This window comes from Roseateles sp. (assembly GCF_039595295.1).
Classification (GTDB): domain Bacteria; phylum Pseudomonadota; class Gammaproteobacteria; order Burkholderiales; family Burkholderiaceae_C; genus Roseateles.
In genome coordinates this window covers 90,202-113,451 of record NZ_JBCNLU010000006.1, presented here as the reverse complement: position 1 = coordinate 113,451, position 23,250 = coordinate 90,202, and the positions used below count along the sequence as shown (strand labels likewise).

Here is a 23,250-nt window from a genome sequence, read left to right as displayed (position 1 = left end):
TTGTGGGCGGGCCCGGGGGCGGTCGCGCATTATGGAGTCTCGGATTCGGGCAACTTGGATATTCGCTTGGCGCCTGCTATACTCGCCGTCTTTGCACCAACTGGATTCAGAACACAATGGCAAGCTCTTCCAAAGCCAAGAAGAAAACCGTGCGTCTGGCCTCGGGCCGCAAGCGCGCACGTCAAGACGTCAAGTTGAACGCCGCCAACTCGGCGCTGCGTTCGAAGTTCCGCACGGTCATCAAGAACGTGCAAAAGGCGATCGTCACGGGTGACAAGGCCAAGGCCGCTGACCTGTTCAAGACCGCCCAGCCCGTCATCGACTCGGTCGCCGACAAGGGCATCTTCCACAAGAACAAGGCGGCTCGTCACAAGAGCCGCCTGTCCGCCAAGATCAAGGCGCTGGCCGCCTGATAAACAAACCAGCTCTGGTGCAAGGAAAGGGCCCGCCTCGGCGGGCCTTTTTCATTTCACCCTCTCAAGAGCTCACAGCGGCATCGGCGCCGTGGTCTGGCCGACGACCTCGCGCACGTGCAGCCAGTCGGCGACATTGCGCGCCACCCATTCCCCATCGTCCAGGGGCAGGTCATGCCCGGCACGGGCATGCAGGCGCAGCGGCGCGCCCCAGGCACGACTGATCGCCTGCGAGCAGCGCCAATCCACCAGCGAATCCCCCTGGCTGCAGAGCAGCAGCATCGGCGGCTCCGGCTTGGCGACGCTGGCGCGGTAACGCGCGGCGGCGAGCAGCTGGCGCAGTGCATTGCGCTTGCGAACCGGATGCCGACGCTGGATGGACACCCAATCCTCGAGCACCCGTTCCGGCTGTTGCTGCAGCCGCGTGGTCATGGACAGCACCTTCGCTTCGCGCTGCCGCAGGCTGAGCCGCGTCAGGCTCAACATCAGCAGCGACCAATAATTCGACGGACGCAGCCGGCGGAAGAAAGCGCTGAACGGGCGCAGGCTGGTATTGATCAGCACGATCGCGGAAAGCTCGCCCGGGTATCGCGACGCCCATTCGCTGGCGACCATCGCGCCCAGCGACATCGCCAGCAATTGATAAGGGGGCGGCACGCCGCGGCGGCGCAACTCCGCACGGCAGTCTTCCATCATGTCCTCGACATGGGTGGGGCTGCTCTGGCGATGCTTGTCGCCGTTGCCCGGCAGATCGAGCAACTCCAGCCGCGCCCGCGGCTGCTGAATGCGCAGCGCCCGCAGCAGGCGGGCCGGGAAGTCACCCCAATGGGCGCTCTCGCGCGTCAACCCGCGCAGCAAGACCCAGGTCTGACCACCACCCTGCCCCTCCATCAATCCCTCCTGCGATACCACCTGATGAGCGCCTGTTCGCCGTGATCCAGACGCGACTCCGGTCCCGGCAGCCATCGGGCCGCACCTTGGGCGGCACGCGTCATGAAGTCCAGCCAGGACATGTGTCGACGCAACACGCGCCGCTGGCGATGCTCGATCAACGGATTGAACATGCCGTGCCGGGAGAGTAGCTGGCGCGGATTTTTCTTGACCCACAGCCATGACCCCATTTCGAGCGTCATCGGCAAAAAGACCCCTCGATCGAGGGTGAGCGATTCGTCGTACAGGTGGTCCCAGAGATCGCCGTGGGTCAGGTAATGCCGGCTCTGCGGCTCCATCAGATAGGGATGCGGGGACAGGCATTGGTCGAGCACCTCGCATAGCGCGTGGACCTCAGCCAGATGCCGCATCGGTTTGCGACTGCGCGCGTAGGGGAACCAGATGCGGTCGTGCAGGCCAAAGCCGGAATGGCAGTCGATGGTCAGCGAGATCGGGCGGCCCAGGAGCTCTTCGCGGACCAGGCGGCACAGGGCATCGCTCTCCGGTTGCAGGGGGGCGCCGACCGCGCCGCGGTACCAGGGCAGACGGCTGGACAGGCGCTGGCCGCCGACGAGGAAAGGGACCGGGTGTTCGGCATCCTGCGGCGCGTTGCGCATCAGGTCAACGCCGGCGGGGTTCGCGCGGGAGGCCATCAGCACGCCGCCTGGGTTGACCACGGGGAGGAAGACCAGCCGAAGCGATTCCAGCTGCTGATGCAGGCTCAAGTCCCAGCGCATGCGCCGCACCAGGCTGCCCAGGAAGGCCAGCACGACTTGCGCGCCGATGCGCTCCAGCCCGTGGACGCCGCCGACGAAGCCGATGCCGGGTACCTTGGGGTCGGGGTTGCCCATGGTCACTGCAACGACGGGGAGGTCGCCGCCGGCGACGCTGATCCGAGTGAGCTCTCGGGCGCGGACCAAGTCCCCGCCTTGGTCGATCAGGCGCCAGAGTTCCTGCAGTTCCGGCAGGACGGGCGCGACGCGAAGCGCAGCGGCGGCGGTGGAGACGGCCATGTCGGCGGCCTTGTCGGGGAGTCGGGGCGAACCGGCAAGGGTAGGCGCGTACGGGCGACTGGGCGATGGCTCGTTCGGGCTGGGCCGTGAGGCTCTGGTGGGCGACGGCCCTCTCCCCTCCCCCTCTCCCGCAAGCGGGCGAGGGAATGCGCTATCGCAAACGGACTGGCGAGGGGAGCGCGCGCTACCGCAAGCGGGCGCGCATGGCGCGAGGGGAACGCAAACTCAGACGGCGGGGCCGGGCTTGGGGCCGGTGCCGCCCTCGGGCAGCAGGCAGGCGTCCACGACCTGCAGCTTGTTGTCGCGGGCGAAGTTCATGACGAAGTCCCAAGCCATGGGCTCCACCGACTTCAGCGCCTCGTTGACGATGACGCACTTGACGCCGTTGACCACGCGCGGGACGCAGTAAGGGCTGTAGCCCAGGTACGCGTCGCGGCCGCTGCGGGTGCCGCCGGGGCGGAAGCAGGACATCGCACCCGCCAGACGCTCGGCCCAGTCGCTCGGACGGAAGGTTCGGCCATCCGTGGTGATGCCCTGGATGAACACTTCTCGCGGCTTGGGCTGCTCAGTCATTGGCTAATCGGCGATCTCACGCGTCCCGGCAAAACCGCTATTGTGCCTTGGATGTGTTGCGCCGCAGCACACATGGACTTCTGCTCGCCCGCTGGTAAGCGTGGCTGACATCACTGTCCAGGACGAATCTCCTCGGCTTCCAGGGTCGACCCGTAGAATCGTCCGCTCACGTCGACCAGGCGCCCGCCCCGCGGGGCACCCGCCGCATTTCCCCCACCCCTCCTCGACTCTGGAGACTTGATGAACGCCCCGGACTCCTCGTTCGCCGCCCCGACCGATCCCCATGTGATGCAGACCTACGGTCGCCTCCCCTTCGCGCTGTCGCACGGCGAAGGCCTCACGGTGTGGGACACGGCCGGCCGACGATACCTGGACGCGCTCTCCGGGATCGCCGTCAACACGCTGGGGCACAACCACCCCCGGCTGGTCGCGGCGCTGCGGGACCAGGTGGGCAAGCTGATCCACACCAGCAACTACTACCACGTCCCGCTGCAGGAGACGCTGGCGGCCAAGCTCTGCGAGCTCTCCGGCCTGACCAACGCGTTCTTCTGCAACTCCGGCCTGGAAGCGAACGAAGCGGCGCTCAAGATCGCCCGCAAGTTCGGCCATGACCGCGGCAACGACAACCCCGCCGTGATCGTGTTCGAGAAGGCCTTCCACGGCCGCTCGATCGCCACGCTGTCGGCCACCGGCAATCCCAAGGTGCAAGCGGGCTTCGGTCCGCTGGTGCCGGGCTTCGTCCGCGTCCCGCTGAACGACGTGGCCGCGATCGAGCAGGCCATCGCGCAGAACCCCAACATCACCGCGATCTTCCTGGAGACCATCCAGGGCGAAGGCGGCATCAACGCCGCGCACATGGAGTTCCTGAAGGAACTGCGCCGCCTGTGCGACCAGCACGACCTGCTGCTGATGCTGGACGAGGTCCAGTGCGGCATCGGCCGTACCGGCAAGTGGTTCGCACACCAATGGGCGGGCATCGTCCCTGACGTGATGCCGCTGGCCAAGGGACTGGGCTCGGGCGTCCCCATTGGGGCGGTGGTCTGCGGTCCGCGCGCGGCCAAGGTGCTGGGCGCCGGCAATCACGGCACGACCTTCGGCGGCAACCCGCTGGCGATGCGCGCCGGCGTCGAGACCCTGGCCGTCATGGAAGCCGACGGCCTGCTGGCCAACGCCACCCAGGTCGGCGCGGAGCTGAAGGCCGCGCTGGAGCAAGGCTTGGCCGGCGTGCCGGGCTTCGTCGAGGTGCGCGGCTACGGCCTGATGATCGGCATCCAGCTGGACCGCCCCTGCGGCGTGCTGCTGGGCCAGGCGGCGGAAGCCGGCCTGCTGATCAGCGTGACCGCGGACTCCGTCGTGCGTCTGCTGCCGGCATTGATCGTCAGCAGCGCCGAGGCCGCCGAGATCGCCGCGCGTCTGGTGCCGCTGATCAAGGCCTTCCTCACGGCGCCCGCGCCATGAAGCCGGGGGACAGCCTGATGCGCCACTATCTGCAGTTCAAGGACCTGCGCGCGGAGGAGTACGCCCATCTCTTCGAGCGGGCGTCGACGATCAAGCGTCGCTTCAAGAACTACGAGAAGTACCAGCCGCTGCAGGACCGCACGCTGGCGATGATCTTCGAGAAGGCCTCGACGCGCACGCGAGTGAGCTTCGAGGCGGGCATGTACCAGATGGGCGGCTCGGTGGTGCATCTGACCACCGGCGACAGCCAGCTGGGCCGAGCCGAGCCCATCGAGGACAGCGCCCGCGTGATCAGCCGCATGGTCGACATCGTGATGATCCGCACCTATGAGCAGACCAAGCTGGAGCGCTTCGCGGCGCACTCGCGGGTGCCGGTCATCAACGGTCTGACCAACGAGTACCACCCGTGCCAGATTCTGGCGGACCTGTTCACCTTCATCGAGCAGCGCGGCATGGACCGTCGCGGCGCGATCGACATGGACTGCCTGAAGGGTCGCGTGGTGGCCTGGGTCGGCGATGGCAACAACATGGCCAACACCTGGCTGCAGGCGGCGGAGATCCTGGGCTTCACGGTGCACGTGAGCACGCCCAGCGGCTACGAGATCGACCCGGCGGTGGCGGGCATCAAGAACACCGCTTGCTACAAGGTCTTCGCCGATCCGAAGGAAGCCTGCCGCGACGCGGATCTGGTGACGACGGACGTCTGGACCAGCATGGGCTACGAGGCCGAGAACGAGGCGCGCCGCGCCGCCTTCGCGGACTGGTGCGTCGATGCGGACATGATGGCCTTGGCCAAGCCGGATGCGCTGTTCATGCACTGCCTGCCGGCACACCGCGGTGAAGAGGTTGCAGCCGAGGTCATCGACGGTCCGCAGTCGGTGGTCTGGGACGAGGCCGAGAACCGCATGCACGTGCAGAAAGCGCTGATGGAGTACCTGCTGCTGGGCCGCATCGGCTGATGCGCCCTGCCCGCATGCGGGCATCGCGAGGATCGCGAACGAAAGACAAGGCCCGCCTCGAGCGGGCCTTGTCGCTTGGAGTCTGTGGAGGGCACCGAGGCGCCCAGCTTGAGCCCAGTTACTTCTGCGTCACCAGCGGCTTCAACCCCTCTTCATACGTCCCCGGCGGGTAGTGCTTCTGCACCGCCCTCCACACCGCGCCGGAGCGCGCGCTGCGTTCCAGCGCATCGCCCAGGATCTCTCTATCCTTGGACGACAGGTGCCGCGACAGATACACCCCGCTGTCACCCCAGCCCAGCTCCGCCAGCGGCTCGAAGCGCAAGCGCTCCAGCAGGCCCTTGATCCGCGAGTCCTGCAGCAGCGTGCCCGAGAAGATCGACGGCGCCATCACCGTCACGTCCGCCAGACTGCGGTCCAGCGCGCGCGCCACCGCCAGCACGTCGGCCTCCAGCACCAGCCGCTTCTGCTCCTTCAGCGTCTGCAGCAGACGCTGGTAGGACTCGCCATAGTCAAAGCCCCGCACCACCGCCACGCGCAGCTCGCGCCGTTCGGCCAGCTCCGCCAGGCTCTCGATGGGCGCGCGGTCCGACGCCAGCGAGATCAGCATCGGACGCGCCTTCATCATCGGAATGAAGTCGCCCCGCGCGTCCCGTACCGAGGTGCGCGTCGCCGGGACCAGCAGATCCGCGTTGCCGCCAGTGAACATCGCTTCCAGCCGTGCCCGCGGTACCACGACGAACTCGAAGCGGCAACCCGTCTCCGTGCCGATCTTGCGCAGCAGGTCGGGATAGACGCCGGCCACCTCGCCGCCCGAGGACATCACGCTCAACCCGATGGGCGATACCGGCACCCGCATGGCCCGTGTGCACTCCGCCCGGGCGGACGCCCCCATCAGGGGCAGCGCGAGCCCCAGCAAGAGGATCGCGCGCATGCGGCCACGCCGCCCGCCGCCGCGTCCGCGGGCATCGCCGCCTTGCCGCCGTCCCGATGCAAACATCTTGTTTTCTCCCGTGCCGGTTCTTGCCGGCATCGTGTGTCCGGCGGCCAGATTAGCAAACACCCGCGGCCTCGCCGCGCTGGAATCCCCTCTCCCCGCCCATTTGGAGGACACCCCCTTCGCCCGAGGGGGAAGAAGACGGCCGGACTCGCGCGACCGATCAGCGGCGCGTCAGCCGCTCGTGGCATGCTTGACGGCTCATGAAAACCGCTCTGATCTCCGACCTGCATGCCAATCGCCAGGCGCTCGAGGCCGTGCTCGAGAACGCCCGGCAGCAGGGCGCCGGGCACTTCGCGTTCCTGGGCGATTACGTCGGCTACGGCAGCGACCCGGGCTGGGTGGTCGATCGCGTGCGCGAGCTGCGCGAGGACGGCGCCATCGTCGTGGCCGGCAACCATGACCTGGCCGTCGCCAACGGACCGCGCCCGACCATGAACGACGACGCCCGCGCCGCCATCGAGTGGACGCGCTCGCATCTGGACGCGGCCCAGCTGCGCTTCCTCGCGACGCTGCCCATGTCCGACGAGGAGGACGACTGCCTCTACGTCCACGCCAATGCCTTCGACCCCTCGGGCTTCGCCTACGTGCAGGGGCGGCTGGAGGCGATGCGGAGCCTGCATGCGACCGAGTGCCGCTACACCTTCTGCGGCCACATGCATGAGCCCATGCTGTATCACCTGTCGGGCACCGGCAAGGCGGGCGACTTCAAGCCCCAGCCGGGCATGCCGATTCCGCTGCTGCCCAACCGCCAATGGCTGGTCATCCCCGGCGCCTGCGGCCAGCCGCGCGACGGCAACCCCGCCGCCGCCTACGCGCTGTTCGACCACGACAGCGAGGAACTGACCTTCCAGCGCGTCCCCTACGATGTCGACGCCGCCGCCGCGGCCCTGCGCCGCGCACAGGGTCTCCCGGCGGACCTGGCCGAGCGCCTCGCGCAGCGGCTGATCGCCGGCCGCTGAAGCGATGAACGACCACTCCCCGCCCTCCTCCACCCCGCCTTCGAAGCCGTCGCCGCAGTCGTCGACGCAGGCGCCGCTGTCGCCTTCGACGTCGCCGTTGTCGGAGGCCGCGCAGGCCGGTGCTCAGGCCGCCGCGGCGCCCGTCACCCCCATCACCACACCGCTGCAGCCGGGTCAGGTGCTGGACGGGTTCGTGCTGGAGGCGCGGCTGCACCAGGGCGGCATGGCCAACCTCTGGCAGGTGCGCCGCGAGCAGCCCCTGCCCGGCGAGGACTTCCCGCTGATGATGAAGGTCCCCCGCATCAAGGGCGGCGAGGACCCGGCCAGCATCGTCGGCTTCGAGGTCGAGCAGATGATCATGCCGGCGCTCAAGGGCCCGCATGTCCCGCGTTTCGTCGCACGCGGCGACTGGCGGCGTCAGGCCTACATCGTCATGGAGCGCATCGAGGGCGACAGCCTGCGCCCCCGCCTGGACCAGGCGCCGCTGCCGCTGGTCGAGGTGGTCGAGCTCGGGATCCAGATCGCGCACGCGCTGACCGATCTGCATCGCCAGCACCTGGTCCATCTCGACATCAAGCCCAGCAACATCCTGCTGCGCGCCGACGGCAGCGTGGTGCTGGTGGATTTCGGCTTGTCGCGCCACGACTTCCTGCCCGACCTGCTGGAGGAGGAGTTCTCGCTGCCCATGGGCACCGGCCCCTACATGTCGCCGGAGCAGGTCCAGTTCGTCCGCAACGATCCACGCAGCGACCTCTTCGCGCTGGGCGTGATGCTCTACCACCTGGCCACTGGCGAGCGCCCTTTCGGTCAGCCAACCTCGGTGCGCCAGCTGCGGCGTCGGCTCTACGTCGATCCGATTCCGCCGCGCGCCATCCGGCCGGAACTCCCGCCCTGGTTCCAGGAGGTGGTGCTGCACTGCCTGGAGGTGCACGCCGAGCGCCGCTACCAGAGCGCCGCCCAGCTCGCGCTGGACCTGCAGCGGCCTGACGCCGTTCCCTTGACCGCGCGCGCCCACAAGCTGCAGCGCAGCGGCCTGGTGCGGCGTTTCAAGCGCTGGTTCCTCGCGATGGGCGAGGAACCGCGCGCGCCCGCGTCGGCCGGTGCGCAGCTGGCGCGCAGCCCGGTGATCATGGCCGCCGTCGACGTGCAGGGCGCCACGCCCGCGCTGCTGGACGAGCTGCGCGAGGTCGTGCGCCGCCTGATGCAGACCGAGCCCGGCGCACGCCTGGCCTGCGTCGGCGTGATGAAGACCAACCGCATCGGCATGGACGAACTCACCGACGCGCAGGGCCGCAGCCACCACGTGCAGCAGCTGATCGCGCTGAAGAACTGGGCTCATCCGATGACGCGCGAGCTTGCGCTGGAGGACGGCCGGCTGACCTTCCACGTCCTGGAGGCGCCCGACACGGCGGACGCGCTGATCGAGTTCGCCGCCAAGACCGGCGTGGACCACGTCGTGATGGGCGCGCGGGCGAGCTCGGCGCTGCGGCGCTATCTCGGTAGCGTGTCGACGCAGGTCGTGACGCAGTGCGCCTGCACGGTGACCGTCGTGCGCGAGCCGCCGCTCCCCGATGCGCCCGCCGGCGATGATGTGCAGATCAGCCCTTCGGCCTCGAATTGATGAGCTCCGCCCAAGACAACCCCTGCACCCGATGCGGCGCCTGCTGCGCCAGCTTCCGGGTCGACTTCGCCCGGCAAGAGCTGCTCAGCGAGGGCGGCACGGTGCCGGACGGCTTGACGGTGGACGTCACCGACGCGACCTGCCGCATGCGCGGCACCGACCATGCACGGCCGCGCTGCGCGGCGCTGCAGGGCACGGTCGGGGAGCGCGCCGGCTGCGGCATCTACGAGTGGCGCCCGTCCCCCTGTCGCGAATTCGGAATGCGTGCGCCGCTGGGCCTGGGCGACGAGGCCTGCAACCGGGCACGCGCCCGGCATGGTCTGACGCCGCTTTGAGCGGCGCCGCTCACTGCGAGACGGTTCGCCCGCGCGCCGACATCTTGGCCTTCAGCGAGTCCAGCTTGGCGGTGTAGAGCTGCCGCTGCTTGATCGTGGTGCTGTACTCCTCGGCCAGCACCAGCTCCTTGCGCACGACGTCCCAGTTGCCCAGACCGACGTTGGCCAGTGCCATCCAGAAATGGAACTCGTGGTAGTAGGCCGAGCGCGAAATCTCCTTCGCGAACAGGTCGCGCGCCTCGGCGTATCGGCCGGCTTTCATCTCCGCCACGCCCAGGTCGAAGAACTTGAACGGGGGATACGGCTGCAGTTGCGCGAGGCGCTCTTCGTATTGCTTGGCCTCCGCGAGGCGGCCGTTCACGCGCAGCAGCGACGCGAGATTGGACATGGCCTGCGTGTTGGCGGTCTCGCGCTGGAGCACCGCGCGGAAGGCCGCCTCGGCCGCGGCGGCATTGCCGTGGCGGCGATAGATCACGCCCATCGTGTTGAGCGCGTTCAGCAGCTTGGGCTCATGCAGCCAGGCGGCACGGGCCCACCAGTAGGCGCGATCGAGCTGCCCTTGCGTCATGAGCTCGGCGGCGCGGTTGTTCAGGTACATCGCGACGATGGTGCGCTCGTCCAGCAGCATCGCGCGCTGCGAGCGGATCTTCACGCCGGGCAGGAAGTCCACCACCAGATTGGGATCGTCGTCGGCCATGACGCGGAAGTCATTGGGCCGTCGGCCCAGTGCGACGTTCACGTGGCCGGACACCACTTGCAGGTCGCCGACACGGGCCCATTGCTCCTCGTCGTAGACTTGGCGGTAGAGCACCGGCAAGCCGACCTCGCGCGCGAAGACCGCGGTCATCATCGCCAGCGACAGGCAGTTGCCCGCCTTGGCCTCGAAGGCCTCGGCGGCGGTGCGTGTCTGCTCGGCGTCGTACTCGAGCTGCAGCTCGCCCTTGGCGTAGAGCGCGTCCAGCAGCTGATGGCGGGCGTCGCGCAGCTCCAGGAAGCGCGCGCTGGACGGGCGCGGGATGCGGTTGTGGATGAACTCCCGCATCTTGGGCGTCATCGTCAGCACCTGATCCGGATCGATGCGCTCGGTGCTGGGCGGGAAGAGGTCGTCGCGGAGCAGGGCTTGCTGCTCGGGGGGCTGGACCGGGGGCGCGGAGGCGCATGCGGTGAGCCCCATCAACACGGCGGCCGAGACGGTCAGCGTCGCGCCTCGGCTGGCGGTGAGGATGCGCACCCAGGATCGGAACGGTCGCGGCACGGTGGGGGTGCCGGGTGGGGCGAACCCTGTGGGGGGCTGCGGAACAGGCGTCCTGGCCGACGCGACGGGGGCGAGAGCATCCATGACCATCTCCGATGCGGCCTCTGACAGGGCCGCTGAGGAGGGATGCTAGTCCTGTCGGGCGCGGTGCGCACCGGCGTGCGACGGGCGGGGCTTTCGCGGGAGTGAATTCACCTCGACTGATTGCAAGAGGGCTCGCTGTGGGCACCGGCCCTCACCCCAACCCCTCTCCCGCAAGCGGGCGAGGGGCCAAGAGAGCCCCTCTCCATGAATCGTGCGAGGGGCAAAGAAGGAGCCCCTCTCCCATGAAGTGGGAGAGGGGTTGGGGTGAGGGCCGTCGCACACCAGAGCCTCCGCAGAGCCTCCCGCAGAGCCCGAAGACCCTCTCCCCTGCCCTCTCCCGCAAGCGGGCGAGGGAGTGCCTCCTGCATCGTCCGAGGCTATCGGCCACGATGCTCGGTGCCACGCCCACGCATCAACGCTCCACGACAAACACCGTCACGCTCCGCGCCGGCACCTGGAAGCGTCCACTTGCCCGATCCACCGAAGCCTCCTTGCGCAGCCTGCCGTCGCCGGCACCCGCCGCTCGCTGCACCGGATGCAGCCGCCAAGCAAAGCCCGCCTCGGCCGGCAGCTCCAGCGTCGCGGGCCCAGCCCCCGCGTTCACGACATAAAGCAGCCGCTCAAACCCCGCATCCGCGCGCCCTGCCCCATCCAGCCGTCCCACGATCACCCCCGGCTGCTGCCCCGGCCCGGTGTTGTGGAAGACCAATCGCCGCCCGATCTCCACCGGATCCGACAGCCGCAGCAGCGGCGTGCTCGCGCGAATCCGCAGCAGATCCAGGAACGCCCGATTCGTCCACGCGATCGCCGCCGGCCGCGGCTTCGCCGACAGCCCCAGGTACTGCCGCAGCACCGGGTAATGATCCGAATGCGCCGCCGCGTTCTCCGCCGTCGGCGGCAGGCCGATGCCGAAGCCGTTGTCGGTCTGGCTCCAGTCCAAGCGGTTGAACCAGTCGCCCGAGTCATAGCTGTTGCCGTCCATGGACTTGGAACGCAGCAACTCGCCGCCGGCGTGGAAATACGCCACCCCCTGGCTCAACGCATTGATCCCCAGCGCCACGATCTGCGTGCGCGCCCGGTCCTCGTCGCTGGCGTTCATCGGCAGCTTCAACACCAGCGCGTCGAACAGCGTCATGTTGTCGTGGTTCTCGACGTAGTTGACGACCTCCGCCGGCACCGACGCATAGCCCCCGGGCTGGTCGCCATAGGGCAGCTGCTCACCCCTGACGCGCCGTCCATCGCGTGTCTCCAGCGTGTAGCCGCGCAGCGTGCCGGCCATCGCCAGCTTGAGCAGATCCCCTTGCTGAAGCAGCTCCTCGCGACGCTTCGTCAGCGCCGGATCCGCAAGATCGCCCGCCGGCATCGGCACGATGAATCCCGGACGTCGCGCGGCCTCGGCCGGACCGTCTCCCGCCGCGCCCCCACGCACCGCGTCGCGACCCCGATCGCTGAAAGTCCCGATGCCGGTCCCGTTCAGCGACAGCTGCGAGGCCTGCACGAAGCGCTTCCCATCGGCGACCTCGCCGAAGTTCCACCCCTCGCCGATCAGCTGCACCTCGCGGCCCAGCTCGCGCTTGAGGCGCGCCTGCAGCTGCTCCATCACCGCGCGCGGCTGATGCCCCATCAGGTCGAAGCGGAAGGACGCGATCTTGTACTCGCGCGCCCACATCACCACCGAGTCGACAAGCAGCTTGCCCATCATGCGGTGCTCGGTGGCGGTGTTGTCGCAGCAGGTGGAGTTCTCGACCTTGCCGGTCGCGTCCAGGCGCTGGTAGTACCCCGGGACGATGCGGTCCAGCACCGACTGCGCCGCCTGACCGGAGGTGCTGGTGTGGTTGTAGACCACGTCCATGCCCACGCGCAGCCCGGCCGCGTGCAGGCCCATGACCATGGCGCGCAGCTCGCGCACGCGGGTGGCGCCGTCGTTGGCATCGCTGGCGTAGCTGCCTTCGGGCGCGCTGTAGTGGAAGGGGTCGTAGCCCCAGTTGAAGCAGTCCGTCGCCGCGCCCGCGCGGGCGGCCCGCGCGAGCGCCTCGGGACCTGCATCCTTCGGTGGCAGCGGCGGCGCCTTGCAGCCGCGCTCGGGGACGGAAGCGATGTCGAAGATCGGCAGCAGATGGACGTCGGTCAGCCCGGCGCGCGCGAGCTCGCGCAGATGCTTCATGCCCTGCGACTGGCGCTGCGTGAAGGCCAGGTACTTGCCCCGCATGGCGGCCGGCACGCTCGCATCGTCGCGGGAGAAGTCGCGCACGTGCAGCTCGTAGACCACCATGTCGGTGGGCGTCTTGACGCGGTCGGGGATGCGGCTGGCCGACCAGCCCGCGGGCTTGAGGCGGGCTTCGGACAGATCGGCGACATAGCTGCGCGCCGAGTCGGCCGACAGGCTCACCGAGTACGGATCCGTCACCAGATTGCGGACGCGGCCCAGGCCGGGGACGAACACCTCGACGAGGTAGCGGTAGTAGGCGCCCGGGCGGACGGCCGGCGCGGTCGCGGACCAGATGCCGGTGCGGTCGTCGCGGGTCAGCGGCAGGCGCGCGTGGGCGGGCGTGTCGGGACCGGGATAGGTGCAGAGCTCGACACGATCGGCCGTGGGCGCCCAGAGCTTGAAAGCGGCGCCCTTGCCGCTCAGCGAGGCGCCGAGCGCGGGCTCGTTCTCGGCGGCGGCGTAGAGCGCGTCCAGCGCGCGGGCGGATTGAGCGGGGCTCCAGCGGAGCACCCGGCCTTGGGCGTCCTCGACGGTGAGCAAGACCTGACCCCGGTGGAGCGACTGGGCGTCGAGGGACGCCTCCGGCGCGTCGGGCAGCGCGAGCTGGACGTCGGTCTGGAGATAGGCCGTCTGGGCGACGAACTCGGTGGAGAGCGGCTCGGTCGAGGGGGTCAGCGTGAGGGTGCTGTCGGCACCGGTCATGCGGCCGTCGGTCAGCGACAAGGCGCCGGGGGTCGAGCGGTGCAGGCGGACCACCTGGCCGGCTTCCAGCATCAGGCCGGGCCAAAGCAGGCGGCGGGCGTCGATCCAGACGGGTTGCTGCCGGCCATCGGGCTTGGCGAGGCTGGGCGAGATCGGCGCGAGGACCGTCGAGAGAGGGCCGGCGCAGGCGGCATCGTCAGAGCCAGCGTTGCGGGAGCTCCCACCCTCTCCCCCGCCCTCTCCCGCCCCGCGGGAGAGGGAGTGAAGAGCGGCGGCGCGCGCAACGTGCTCGACGTGCTCGACGTGCGCGGCGGGAGCGGCGGGAGCGGCATGCGCTGTGCGGGCGTTCTGCGCGGTTGGCGCGGTTGGCGCGGTTGAGGCTACTGGCGTCGTGTGGGCGGTGAAGCCGGCCATCGCCGCGAGCAGCGGCAAGATGCGCAGCGGATGCGATCGCGATCCCATCAGGTCTCCATGTTCTTGTACGCCGCCCCATGGTCCGGAACGGATCGCGAATGATGGTAGCAAAACTACATACCGGGAGTATCAGGACTTCCCTTCAACCGCCAATCCTTCTATGCTGCGCCGCGCCTGTCGCCCATAGATGCATCATTGGATGGCGTTTCTCGGCAGGATCAGAATTCGTACTTTTGCTACAAACAACAAGATCCCGGAGACCCGCCGCATGAAGCGTGCCCCACTTGCCGCCTCGCTCGCCGTCCTGATGTCCGCCGCCGGTCTCGCGGCGGGAACGACGGTCGCGTTGGCCGCCGATCATCCTCTCGCGACGACGGCATCCGCCGCCGCGATCGCCGCACTGACCTCGCCCCCGACCTCGGTCTCACCCTCCGCCACGGCGAAGCCGGCCGCGCCGGTGGATCTCTCCGCGGTGAAGGAGCGGCTGGGCCGCAGCACGCTGCCCGAGGGCTGGCAGCACGGCGCCTTCATCGAGATCTTCGTGCGCGGCTATCAGGACAGCGATGGCGACGGCATCGGCGACCTGCGTGGGCTGATCAGCCGGCTGGACTATCTGAAGGACCTCGGCATCAAGGGCATCTGGCTGATGCCCATCACCGTCAGCGCCGATCACGACCACGGCTACGCCATCGCCGACGACCGCGCAATCGAGCCGCAGTACGGCACACTCGCCGACTTCGACGAACTACTGCGCCAGGCCCACCAGCGCGGCATCGGCGTGGTCATGGACTACGTGCTCAACCACGCGGCGCGCGAGCATCCGCTGTTCCAGGCCGCGGCCGCCGATCCGAAGAGCCCGTGGCGCGATTGGTTCGTGTGGTCGGACGCGCCCTTGTCCACCCTCAAGGACTGGGACATCTGGGGCCACACGCCCTGGTACCTGCCGGGCGAGGAAGTCCCGCAGGTCGCCGAAGGCGCCAGCGCACCGCCCAAGCCGGATGCGCCGGTCGGCACCTCGCGCTACTTCGCCGTCTTCGGGCCGCACATGCCCGACTTCAACATGCGCAATCCGGCGGTGGTGAAGTACCACGCCGACAGCCTGCGCTTCTGGCTCAACCGCGGGCTGGACGGCTTCCGGCTCGACGCCGTGCCACATCTGATCGAGAACAGCGCCAAGGACTGGAACGACCAGCCCGAGAGCCGCCAGCTGACCGGCTGGTACACGCAGCAGATCAAGCGCTATCCGCGCCGCTTCGTCGTCTGCGAGGCGACGGCCGAGCCGCGCGTCTACACCCGTGAGGACGTCTGCGGCAGCGCCTTCGCCTTCGGGCTGGAGCGCGCCGTCATCGACGCGGCCAAGGGCGGCGACGCCGCGCCCGAGGCGGTCGCCAAGGTGGCCGACTTCTTCAAGACCGCGCCGCTGAGCATGGCCACCATGCTCAGCAATCACGACATCTTCGCGGGCAAGCGGGCCTGGGACCGGTTCGGCGGCGACGAGTCGCGCTACAAACTGGCCGCCGCGACTTATCTGCTGCTGCCGGGTACGCCCTTCATCTATTACGGCGAGGAGATCGGCCAAGCCGGTGTCGACGGACTGCCCGGCGACGAGCCGCTGCGCGCGCCGATGAGCTGGAATGCCGATGGCAGCGGATTCAGCGCGGCACGGCCCGGCGCGGGCGCTCAGCCCGCCGATCCGGCGACGCCGGTGAAGCCGTTCAGGCCGGTGTCGCCGAACGCGGCCACGCACAATGCGCAGGCGCAGGCGGCGGATCCGGGCTCGCTGCTCAACTTCTACAAGGCCATGCTGGCGCTGCGCAACAGCCAGCCCGCCATCGCGCGCGGCAGCTACGAGGCGCCGCTCGCCCAAGGCCGCGTGCTGAGCTTCCAGCGCGCTTGGCGGGGCCAGCGCGTGCTGGTCGTCATCAACTATGGGGACGAGGCCGCGACCGCGACGCCGACGCTCCCCGCCAAGGCGCGCCTGGCCACGCTGTTCCCGAGAGGCACGCGGATGGCCGAGCCGGTCGCCGACGCCCGCGGCGCGATCGCGCTCCCCATGGGCGCGCGCTCGGTCCGCGTTTTCCGTCTACGCTGAGGCCCGCGCGATGCATTCGTCGTCCGATTCGCCGCTTGATTCATCGCCAGATTCGTCGTCCGTCTCGTCGTCCGTCTCGTCGCTGCGTCCGCCGCTTGCCCCGTCCCCGTTCGCGATCTCGCGTCGGTCCGCCCTCTTCCTTCCTCTCGTCCTGAGCCTCACCGCCATGACCCAGCCACCGGTCGCCGTCGCCGCGACGGCCGCTCCCTCCTCCGGCCTCGTGCCGGCCGCCGCCTCGCCGCGCTTCGCTCACGTCGAGCCCCCGCACTGGTGGGTGGGCATGGCCCGCCCCGAGCTGCAAGTGATGCTGCATGGCGCCGGCATCGGCGCGCTGTCGCTGGAGATCGCGCCCATGGCCGGCGTGACCCTGGTCGGCACGCGCCGCGGCGACAGCCCCAACTACCTGTTCGTCGACCTGCGCATCGATCCGTCGACGCGACCCGGCACGCTGACGCTGCGGCTCAAGCGCGAGGGTCAGGTCGTGCTCGAGCACCCTTATCCGCTGCTGGCACGCGCCACCGGCTCCGCGCAGCGCGAGAGTTTCGGTCCCAAGGACGCGATCTATCTGGTCGTCCCCGACCGCTTCGCCAACGGCGATCCGCGCAATGACGAGGTCGCCGGCATGGCCGAGGGCGTCCACCGCGCCGACCCGGGCGGCCGCCACGGCGGCGACCTCGCGGGTCTGACGGCGCATCTGGACTACATCGCCGGCATGGGCTTCACCATGCTGTGGCCCACGCCGCTGTCGGTGAACGACAGCCCCAAGTGGAGCTATCACGGCTATGCCGCGACCGACTTCTACCGCGTCGATCCGCGCTTCGGCAGCAACGAGGACTACGTGCGCCTGAGCGCCGAGGCCAAGCGCCGCGGCGTCGGCCTGATCCAGGACATCGTGTTGAACCACATCGGCGGTCATCACTGGTGGATGGCGGACCTGCCGACGGCGGACTGGGTCAACACCTGGCCCCAGTACACCGAGACGCATCACGCGCGCATGACGCTGCAGGATCCCTACGCCTCGCCCAGCGATCGCAAGCGCTTCAGCGACGGCTGGTTCAGCCCCGGCATGCCCGATCTCAACCAGCGCCAGCCGCTGCTGGCGACCTACCTCACGCAGATGAGCCTGTGGTGGATCGAGCAGGCCGGCCTGGCGGGCGTGCGCACCGACACCTACAGCTACTCCGACAAGGACTTCCTGGCGGCGTGGTCCGCGCGCCTGAAGCAGGAGTACCCGAAGCTCAACATCGTCGGCGAGGAATGGAGCTCGCATCCGGCGGTGGTGTCGTACTGGCAGGCGGGCAAGCGCAACCACGACGGCTATGTCTCGTCGCTGCCCAGCCTGATGGACTTCCCGCTGCAGGAGGCGCTGCTGGCCGGCCTGAACGTGAAGGACGCGCACGACGGCGGCTTCACCCGCGTCTACGAGGCGCTGGCGCACGACTTCCTCTATCCGGACCCGGGCAATCTGGTGCTGTTCGAGGGCAACCACGACACGCCGCGCGTCTACAGCGTGCTGCATGAGGACCTGGCGCTGACGAAGATGGCCTGGGCCTATCTCAGCGTGGTCAAGCGCATTCCGCAGTTCTTCTACGGGACCGAGATCCTGATGGAGAGCCCGCGTCATCGCGACGACGGCGTGGTGCGCTCGGATTTCCCCGGCGGCTGGGCGGGCGACAAGATCAACGCCTTCACCGGGACAGGCCTGAGCGAACGCCAGCGCGACGCGCAGACCTATCTGCGCCAGCTGCTGAACTGGCGCAAGTCCGAGCGGCTGGTGCACGAGGGCGCGCTGATGCAGTACGCGCCGCTGGGCGGCAGCTACGTGCTGTTCCGCTACGACGCGGCCAAGGGCTTGAACGGCCGTCGCGTGATGCTGGTGCTGAACAAGACCGACGGCCCGCATGAGCTGGACCTGACGCGCTTCGTCGAGATGATCAAGGCTGGCGACACGGCCACCGACGTGATCACCGGAGAGCGGCGCGCGCTGGGCAACACGCTCACGGTGCCGGGGCGGTCGGTGACGGTGCTGGCGATCGAGTGACGCCGCGGCGAGGCGTGAGCGCAGAATCCGGCGCAGCCCTTCCAAGCCGGAGCTGCCCATGCGTCTCGCCCTGCCCGCGCCCCTGCAACCGTGGCGGCCGACGCTTCCGCGCCGCCTGCGTTTCCTGTCGAGACTGATCGCCCTGCTGGCGATCTCCTCCTGCGCCGCGGTCGGCCCCCATGCCGCCGACCAGAGCCCTGGCTACGCCGGCCCGATCTTCGACGCCCACCTGCATTACAACGAGGAAGCCTGGAACGGGCGCGAGGGCCCGCACCCACCGGCCGACGTCCTCGCGCGGATGAAGCGCAGCGGCGTGAAGGCCGTGCTGTCCAACTCGCGACCCAACGACGGCACGCGCACGCTCGCCTCGCTGCCGCAGACACGCGCTGCCGGCGTGACGGTCGTGCCTTTCATCCGGCTCTATCGGACCCGCGCCGACTACGACAACTGGTTCCGGGACGAGAGCATCTATCGCATGGTCCAGGACGAGCTTGCGCGCGACACAGGGGCCGGTCCGTATCGAGGCATCGGCGAGTTCCACCTCTACGACAGCGCGAACGCGCGCGGCCCGGTCGCGCGCAAGCTGATGGCGCTGGCCGAAGAGAAATCGCTGGTGGTACTGGCGCACGTCGACGACGTCGCGATTGACTTGTTGATGGAGGCCACGCCCACCCAGGGCCGGGAGGCCAGGCTGATCTGGGCGCACACGGGCATCAACGGCGCGCCGGTGGAGCGCGTCGAGGCTCTGCTCAAGAAGTACCCGCGGCTGATGGGCGAGCTGTCGTACCGGCCGGGGCTGACCTGCGACGACGGGCAGCTCTGCCCGGCCTGGCGGGCGCTGATCCTGAAGTATCCGGAGCGTTTCCTGATCGGCTCGGACACCTGGGTCAATCAGCGCTGGCAGTACTACGGCGCCACCATGGCTGCTTACCGGACCTGGCTCGGCGGTCTGCCGGCGGAGACCGCCAAGCGCATCGCGTGGGGCAATGCGGCGGGGTTGTTTGGAGTGGCGGAGTGAGGGACGGGCTCTCCTCCGCCGCTGCTCAAGGCCTGCCCCTCACCGGCACCCGCGTCTCCAGCGCCTTGGGCTGATACCCCGGCTCGAATCGGCAGGTCGAGCCCAGCTTCTCCTTCGCTTTCTCGCAGCCCGCCGCGATACCCTGCGGCGTCGGCTTGCGGCCCTGCTCCACCCACGCGGTCAGCGCCTCCATCAGCGCCGCATACGTGGGATCGCTGAGGTAGCTGTGGTCGCGGTCGCCCGTGTAGGTCTGCACCAGCGCATCCCCCCGGCCCGCCGCCGCCATCGTCTTCCCGAACACGTCCTGCAGCTCCACCATGGCCGTCGGATCGTGGATCGCATGCACCGTCAGCACCGGCACCGGGATCTTCCCGCCCAGGTCCGCATCGGCGGACAAGGTCGCCACCGCCCGCGCATCCGCCTTGAAGCGTGGCACGCCCGCGTTCAACGCCGCGTCGTCCGCCGAGCCCGCATACACCACGCCCTCGTTGCCGAAGGGGCTCGCGCCGCCGGTGCGCTTGAAGGTCACGTCCTGGAAGTGCCAGGTCGCCCAGTTCAGATGCGACAGGATGCTGCGCTCCTGGATGTGCACCACGTCCACGAGGGTCTTGAGCTTGCGCGCCTGCTCCGCCGTCCGCTCCGCCGCCGGCTTGTTCAGGCCCAGGCAATCGTCGACGCGCTTGGCGAGCTCATGCTGCTTCAAGGTGGAATCGAGCGGAAGCCCGATGTTGAGCGGGTACTGCGGCTCGCTGGGCAGCGGATGGTTGCGGCACAGGTACTGATAGACCGCCCGCAGATCCATCCGGAAGTCGTAGCTCTTGGTGGCCCCGCCCAGCACGCCCGAGCTCAGCAGCACGCCGTCATACGGCTTGCCCTGCGCGAAGTTCTCAGCCTCCTTGGCCGCCACGCTCGCGCCCCAGGACTGGCCGTGGAGCCACACGTGCTTGGGCTTGGCGACCTTGGCGATGAAGAGCTTGCGCAGCCGCTCGGTGTCCTCGCCCGCCGCGGTGACCGCGACGCCGCCCTGCCGGTAGCTCGACGCCGCCCAGGCATAGCCCAGCCTGGGCATGATGGACCAGCGCTCCAGATCCTCCGCCACCCGCTTGGCGGTCGGCGCCCCCAGGAAGGGCCCGCCATGGGCGTGCAGCACCAGGTCGCCGTTCCACTGCCTGGGCATCGCGATCAGGTAGAACGCGCCCGCCCGGTCCTGGCCGGAGAGACAGGTCGTGCCCTCCCCCACGCCCGACGGGCAGGCCGTCGGCACCGGCGCGGCCTCGGCCGACACGTCGGTCGCGGCCTCGCCCTTGAGCTCGACCACCGCATCGGGCGCGGCGGCCTTGACCACGTCCTTCGCGAAGGCGCCGGACATGCTGGCGCCGGACACGCCCATCACCAGCGCCAACACGGTCCACGCCGCCCCCACGCCCGGTCGCGCGATTGCCTTCATCGTCATCCTGATCTCCGTTCCCTGATCGAGTTCAAACCGCCATCGCGGCCGTCGGCGCTGCAGGCGTCATCGGCGTCGATGGCAACGTCGATGCCGCCTCGCCGACGCCCCCGCGCACGGCCCCGCCACGACGTCGCCGCAGCCACAGCAGTCCCACGCCCAGTGCCGCCAGCGCGAGGGTCCCCGGCTCCGGCACCGCGGCGAAGCCGAGCTGCTCGCTCGCGACCCGTTGCAGCAGCAGCGCGTCCTTGGCGCTGATGCCCAGATCGCGCGCGGCGATCTCGTTCAGGCCCAGCGTCGTCGGATTCAAGCCGGTGATCGTGCCGAACAGCGTCAGCGCGCTCAAATATGAGCCGTACTTGCTCGCATGGGTGCCGTCGTCGAACCACAGGTCGATCAGTCCGTCGGTCTTCGCGCCCGGCGCATACATGTCCGGCGAGGCCACGCCGTCCGCGATCGCGCGCATGAAGGCGTCGCCTACCGGCGCGATGCCGGAGAACCCGCCCGAACCGTCCGCGCCCGCCGCCAGCGCCGCGGCCTGGTAGGCGTTGCGCAGGTCCTCGGTCATCGCCTGCAGGCTCGTGTAATACGAGGCCGCCGGCTCGCCGGTCGGAATGATCTCGCCGGTCACCGGATCCGTCGTGGTCTGGCTGGGCGCGTTGACCAGGTTGGGCCGCGCCCAGGTCTGGTACAGGTAGACCTGCGCATCCGGATTGGCGTTCGCATTGACCGGGATGTTGCGCACGGTGCCGCAGGTGCCCGTCGAGGCGCCGGTGATCTCCGCGCACTTGGCGTTCGTGCCGCCGATCAAATCGCGCTCGCGGTAGCTCAGCGCGTTGCCCTGATGGATCCAGTTCTCGATCAGGTTGGCGTAGGTGCTGAAGTAGGACGGATTCGACGCCAGTCCCGCTTGCTTGGTCAGCGGCTCGTCGCTCTGCTCCTGCAGCACGACCTTGTCCCAGACCTGCGAGCCGATGTTGCCGCGCAGGTCCCAGCCGGCGCTGTTGCTGTTGAGGAACTGCCCCCGCAGCGAAGCCGCGTTGCGGGCCGAGATGGACACGTCGTAATCGAGTCCGACCTCCACCGTGAACTGTTTGAAGATGCCCGCGACGCCGCCCCAGGGATGAGGCTCGAAGCTGTTGGCGCCGCTGGGGTTGGCGGCGTACATCGCGGCCGTGAGGTCGTGGACGTTGGCGGCGTTGTAGCTCATCACCGGATCGATCCGGCCGAAGGTGTAGCTGTTGCCGACGAAGAGGATCTTGGTCGCCTCGGCATGGGCGTCGACGGACGCCAGCGCCGCGGCCGCGAGCGCGACCGCGCCGGCCAGGCGCAGGGGGAAGGACATGAGGGTCATGGTGGGACTCCTGCGTTGCCGCTTGTTGTCGGAAAGGTGCGAGTCGGGAGGGATCAGAAGCTGTGGCGCACGCCGGCCTCGACGCCGCCGCTGTCGCCGCCGGGCAGCGTCGACGCGACGCCCACGTTGAAGCGCATCGCCGGGCCCTTGTTGTCGATGCGGGCGACGTTCCCGTACAGCGCGGTGCGCTTGGACAGGTCGTAGACATAGCCCATCGCGATGTGCGTCGCATCGCTGGCCACGCCCTTGGCGCTGAGCCAGGTGTAGGCCAAGCGCAGCTCGCCCGGTCCGAGCCGCCATTGCGTGCCCAGCATGCGCGCGACGGTCTTGGTCACGCCGACCTTGTTCTCGCCCCACAGCGCCATCAGCTTGGCAGGGCCGAACTGATACGTGGCGCCGACGTTGCTCTGCGTGTAGTCGCCGGTGGCGTAGCGGGTCCGGGACATCGCGCCGGAGACGTTGAAGTCCTCGTTGCGCCAGCCCAGCCGCGCGCCCTGCAGGTTGCCGTCACGGTGCGTGGGGCCGGCGCCCTGCTCGCCCAGCGCGACCATCACGTGCGCATAGAACCCGTTGATGCCCGAGGGCGTGAAGTAGCCGATCGAGTTCGATGCCCGCACGTTGGTGCGGGCCGTCGTGCCGCCGGCCGCGACCGGATAGAACATCAGGCCCGAGCTGCCCACGCCGTTGGTCCCGAAGGGATGCATGGAGGTGGTCAGGTTGCCGAACGAGGGCACGTAGTCGCGCCCCAGGCGCAGCTCGCCCCAGGGGCCGGAAATCTGCACCGTGGCGCGCCGTCCCCAGGTCAGGCCGCCGCTGACCGAGTCCTTGTTGTTGCTGCTGGTGGCGCCGCTGGTGCCGTCGTCGACCGACACGGCGGACTCCAGCCAGAAGCCGACCTTCTGTCCGCCGCCGAGGTCCTCGGTGCCGCGCACGCCGAACCGGCTGGAGGTGTTGCCGTCGCTGTTGACGAAGTAGCGCGTGTCGGCGCCGCTGGCCTTGATCGCCTGCACGCCGATGTCCATCAGGCCGAAGACCTGCACCCCGCTCTCCTGCGCCCAGGCCGCCGGCGCGCCGGCCGCGGTCACGGCCGCGAGGAGACCGCCCCCCATCGCGCGGGCAGCCAGGGACTTCGTCGTCTTGCTCGATTCGTTCTTCACCGTCTTGTCTCCATCGGGTTGTTGTCGTGTTCTTGCCGGTCCTCGTCGGGACCGTGATCGGCCGGCCGGCCCCCTCGGCGTGGATCCGCCGGAGCCGTTCGCGCTATCCGGGGCGGACCTTAGTGACCCCGCGCCATAGCGTCAAATACACTGATCCGCAGAGTCCGAGACGTTTTGAATATGGCGAAGACACCCTGCCCATCGGTCATCGCGGCCGGT

General features: G+C 69.2%; 18 protein-coding genes. 9 read left to right on the top strand and 9 right to left on the bottom strand.

Annotated features, from left to right (window positions below; genetic code table 11):
- Nucleotides 1-116 precede the first annotated feature (116 nt).
- Nucleotides 117-413 (top strand): 30S ribosomal protein S20, encoded by a 297-nt coding sequence (gene rpsT / locus ABDW59_RS06715; protein ID WP_067066702.1) that lies wholly within the window; start codon nt 117-119, stop codon nt 411-413.
- A gap of 72 nt (nt 414-485) precedes the next feature.
- On the opposite strand, the gene ABDW59_RS06710 is transcribed toward rpsT, so the two are convergent.
- The 3 genes from ABDW59_RS06710 to ABDW59_RS06700 form a co-directional block, all read right to left on the bottom strand.
- Nucleotides 486-1,304 (bottom strand): alpha/beta hydrolase, encoded by an 819-nt coding sequence (locus ABDW59_RS06710; protein ID WP_343628781.1) that lies wholly within the window; start codon nt 1,302-1,304, stop codon nt 486-488.
- A complete protein-coding gene (locus ABDW59_RS06705; protein WP_343628780.1) occupies nt 1,304-2,356 on the bottom strand; it encodes a M14 family zinc carboxypeptidase in 1,053 nt (350 codons plus the stop codon). The genes ABDW59_RS06710 and ABDW59_RS06705 overlap by 1 nt, the downstream gene beginning before the upstream one ends.
- A gap of 225 nt (nt 2,357-2,581) precedes the next feature.
- Nucleotides 2,582-2,929: a DUF3579 domain-containing protein gene (locus ABDW59_RS06700; RefSeq protein ID WP_343628779.1), complete on the bottom strand. Its 348-nt coding sequence runs from the start codon at nt 2,927-2,929 to the stop codon at nt 2,582-2,584.
- Nucleotides 2,930-3,169: 240 nt separating this feature from the next.
- Here ABDW59_RS06700 and ABDW59_RS06695 point away from each other — a divergent pair, with 240 nt between their 5' ends.
- On the top strand, nt 3,170-4,387 hold the full coding sequence (locus ABDW59_RS06695) for an aspartate aminotransferase family protein (protein WP_343628778.1): 1,218 nt from the start codon (nt 3,170-3,172) through the stop codon (nt 4,385-4,387).
- The gene (argF, locus tag ABDW59_RS06690; protein WP_343628777.1) at nt 4,384-5,346 is read left to right on the top strand and encodes an ornithine carbamoyltransferase; all 963 of its coding nucleotides are present in this window, start codon (nt 4,384-4,386) and stop codon (nt 5,344-5,346) included. Before ABDW59_RS06695 ends, argF begins: the two co-directional genes overlap by 4 nt.
- Nucleotides 5,347-5,464: 118 nt before the next feature.
- Here argF and ABDW59_RS06685 read toward each other — a convergent pair whose 3' ends face one another.
- Nucleotides 5,465-6,277 carry a transporter substrate-binding domain-containing protein gene (locus ABDW59_RS06685; RefSeq protein ID WP_343628775.1) on the bottom strand — a complete coding sequence of 271 codons (813 nt, stop codon included), beginning with the start codon at nt 6,275-6,277 and terminating at the stop codon, nt 5,465-5,467.
- A 266-nt stretch (nt 6,278-6,543) separates the two neighbouring features.
- On the opposite strand from ABDW59_RS06685, the gene ABDW59_RS06680 reads away from it, so the two are divergent.
- The 3 genes from ABDW59_RS06680 to ABDW59_RS06670 are packed head-to-tail and all read left to right on the top strand — an operon-like array spanning nt 6,544 to nt 9,258.
- Nucleotides 6,544-7,302 (top strand): metallophosphoesterase family protein, encoded by a 759-nt coding sequence (locus tag ABDW59_RS06680; protein WP_343628774.1) that lies wholly within the window; start codon nt 6,544-6,546, stop codon nt 7,300-7,302.
- 4 nt (nt 7,303-7,306) lie between these two features.
- Nucleotides 7,307-8,923 (top strand): bifunctional serine/threonine-protein kinase/universal stress protein, encoded by a 1,617-nt coding sequence (locus tag ABDW59_RS06675; protein ID WP_343628772.1) that lies wholly within the window; start codon nt 7,307-7,309, stop codon nt 8,921-8,923.
- Nucleotides 8,923-9,258, top strand: coding sequence for a YkgJ family cysteine cluster protein (locus ABDW59_RS06670; protein WP_343628771.1), 336 nt, complete (start codon nt 8,923-8,925; stop codon nt 9,256-9,258). Before ABDW59_RS06675 ends, ABDW59_RS06670 begins: the two co-directional genes overlap by 1 nt.
- Nucleotides 9,259-9,268: 10 nt before the next feature.
- Here ABDW59_RS06670 and ABDW59_RS06665 read toward each other — a convergent pair whose 3' ends face one another.
- Nucleotides 9,269-10,513, bottom strand: coding sequence for a tetratricopeptide repeat protein (locus ABDW59_RS06665; RefSeq protein ID WP_343628770.1), 1,245 nt, complete (start codon nt 10,511-10,513; stop codon nt 9,269-9,271).
- A 496-nt stretch (nt 10,514-11,009) separates the two neighbouring features.
- Entirely contained in the window at nt 11,010-13,970 is a 2,961-nt protein-coding gene (locus ABDW59_RS06660; RefSeq protein ID WP_343628769.1) for an alpha-1,6-glucosidase domain-containing protein, read from the bottom strand.
- 220 nt (nt 13,971-14,190) lie between these two features.
- On the opposite strand from ABDW59_RS06660, the gene ABDW59_RS06655 reads away from it, so the two are divergent.
- The 3 genes from ABDW59_RS06655 to ABDW59_RS06645 all read left to right on the top strand — a co-directional run bounded on the left by ABDW59_RS06655 (nt 14,191) and on the right by ABDW59_RS06645 (nt 19,073).
- The gene (locus ABDW59_RS06655; protein WP_343628768.1) at nt 14,191-16,014 is read left to right on the top strand and encodes an alpha-amylase family glycosyl hydrolase; all 1,824 of its coding nucleotides are present in this window, start codon (nt 14,191-14,193) and stop codon (nt 16,012-16,014) included.
- A gap of 166 nt (nt 16,015-16,180) precedes the next feature.
- A complete protein-coding gene (locus ABDW59_RS06650) occupies nt 16,181-18,055 on the top strand; it encodes a glycoside hydrolase family 13 protein (RefSeq protein WP_343628766.1) in 1,875 nt (624 codons plus the stop codon).
- 58 nt (nt 18,056-18,113) lie between these two features.
- Nucleotides 18,114-19,073: an amidohydrolase family protein gene (locus tag ABDW59_RS06645; protein WP_343628764.1), complete on the top strand. Its 960-nt coding sequence runs from the start codon at nt 18,114-18,116 to the stop codon at nt 19,071-19,073.
- A 25-nt stretch (nt 19,074-19,098) separates the two neighbouring features.
- Here ABDW59_RS06645 and ABDW59_RS06640 read toward each other — a convergent pair whose 3' ends face one another.
- Genes ABDW59_RS06640 through ABDW59_RS06630 form a run of 3 tightly spaced genes read right to left on the bottom strand, consistent with a single transcriptional unit; the run spans nt 19,099 to nt 23,031 of the window.
- On the bottom strand, nt 19,099-20,526 hold the full coding sequence (locus ABDW59_RS06640) for a hypothetical protein (protein ID WP_343628763.1): 1,428 nt from the start codon (nt 20,524-20,526) through the stop codon (nt 19,099-19,101).
- Nucleotides 20,527-20,551: 25 nt separating this feature from the next.
- The gene (locus tag ABDW59_RS06635; RefSeq protein ID WP_343628762.1) at nt 20,552-21,874 is read right to left on the bottom strand and encodes a PEP-CTERM sorting domain-containing protein; all 1,323 of its coding nucleotides are present in this window, start codon (nt 21,872-21,874) and stop codon (nt 20,552-20,554) included.
- 53 nt (nt 21,875-21,927) lie between these two features.
- Nucleotides 21,928-23,031 (bottom strand): porin, encoded by a 1,104-nt coding sequence (locus ABDW59_RS06630; protein WP_343628761.1) that lies wholly within the window; start codon nt 23,029-23,031, stop codon nt 21,928-21,930.
- Nucleotides 23,032-23,250 lie beyond the last annotated feature (219 nt).